Source organism: Pseudomonas meliae, from assembly GCF_001400515.1.
GTDB lineage: Bacteria > Pseudomonadota > Gammaproteobacteria > Pseudomonadales > Pseudomonadaceae > Aquipseudomonas > Aquipseudomonas amygdali.
The window spans coordinates 1-1,602 of sequence record NZ_LJQT01000177.1 but is presented as its reverse complement, the minus strand read 5'-3'; the positions used below and the strand labels follow the sequence as shown (position 1 = coordinate 1,602).

Genomic DNA, 1,602 nt, shown 5'->3' with positions numbered 1-1,602 from the left:
TCGGACGTCACGCCTGAATCCATCTATCTCTCGCGACGTACATTGCTCGGCGGCTCGCTTGCGGGTCTGGCCGTCACGGCACTGCCACGCTGGGCAAGCGCTGCAGACGCTTCGCGCTATGCGGATGTAGAGCCCGGGAAAGCGCCGGGCTGGTTTGCCGACAAGCTGCCTTCTACAAAATGGCAGGCGGTCAACGTCAAGGATGAGGCGATCACGCCGTTCAAGGACGCGACCCACTACAACAACTTCTACGAGTTTGGTACCGACAAGGGCGATCCGGCAAAGAATGCCGGTTCCTTGCAGACCGAGCCGTGGAGTGTCGTGATCGATGGCGAAGTCGGCAAGCCGGGCCGCTATGCGCTGGAAGACTTCATGAAGCCTTATCAGCTGGAGGAGCGGATCTATAGGCTGCGCTGCGTCGAAGCCTGGTCGATGGTCATTCCCTGGATGGGCTTTCCTATCTCTGCACTGCTTAAGCAGGTAGAGCCGACCTCTAAGGCCAAATACATTCGCTTCGAAACGCTTGAAGACCCAAAGTCCATGCCTGGGCAACGCTCTGACTTTGCCCTCATCGACTGGCCGTATGTAGAAGGACTGCGGCTGGATGAGGCGATGAATCCATTGGCGATTCTTGCGGTGGGCATGTATGGGCGTGAGTTGCCTAATCAGAACGGCGCGCCGCTGCGTTTGGTGGTGCCTTGGAAGTATGGCTTCAAGAGTGTGAAGTCAATTGTGCGTATCAGTCTGGTCAGTGAGCAGCCGAAGACCACATGGCAAAGCATTGCGGCAAATGAGTACGGCTTCTATGCCAACGTTAACCCGACGGTGGATCACCCTCGTTGGACTCAGGCCCGAGAGCGTCGCTTGCCGAGCGGCCTGTTCAGTCCGAATCTGCGCGACACGAAAATGTTCAATGGTTATGAGGAGGAGGTGGGTGCCTTGTATGCCGGTATGGATTTGCGGAAGGACTATTGATGCGATACCCGTTCTGGCGTCTGGCTGTATTTCTCGCCGCGTGCGTTGCGCCGGTCTGGTGGCTCTATCAGGCATGGATCTTTGCCTTGGGGCCTGATCCGGGCAAGGTTCTGGTAGAAGATTTCGGGCTAGCGACTCTGGTGATGTTGCTGATCACAATGTCCATGACGCCTTTGCAGCGCCTGACCGGCTGGCCGGGATGGATCGTTGTCCGTCGTCAACTGGGGTTGTGGTGTTTTGCTTATGTAGTGCTGCACATGACGATGTATGCGCTGTTCATCCTCGGGCTGGATTTAGGCCAGTTGGGCGTAGAGTTGGTCAAGCGTCCCTATATCATCGTGGGTGCGTTGGCGTTTCTCGGGCTGCTGGCTTTGGCTGTGACGTCCAATCGCTATAGTCAGCGTCGACTCGGAGCGCGCTGGAAGAAGCTACACCGGCTTATATATGTGATTCTGGGGCTGGGCTTGCTGCACATGTTCTGGATTGTCAGGGCTGACCTTAAGGAATGGGCGCTGTATGCGGGGATAGGCGCGTTCCTGTTGCTGCTGCGGATTCCAATGATTACAAGGCGAATCCCGCGTCTTGGAGGTTCTGCCGGGACAGGATCGAAGAAAGTTCAAAATAACG

The 1,602-nt window shown here is 56.6% G+C and carries 2 protein-coding genes; both read left to right on the top strand.

The genetic code is table 11. The annotated features are described in order from the left end of the window. On the top strand, window positions 1-975 hold a 975-nt coding region (msrP, locus tag ALO64_RS07925; RefSeq protein ID WP_235804983.1), incomplete at its 5' end, for a protein-methionine-sulfoxide reductase catalytic subunit MsrP. Then, a partial coding sequence (gene msrQ, locus ALO64_RS07920) for a protein-methionine-sulfoxide reductase heme-binding subunit MsrQ (protein WP_054991685.1) occupies window positions 975-1,602 on the top strand: 628 nt, incomplete at its 3' end. The genes msrP and msrQ, both read left to right, overlap by 1 nt.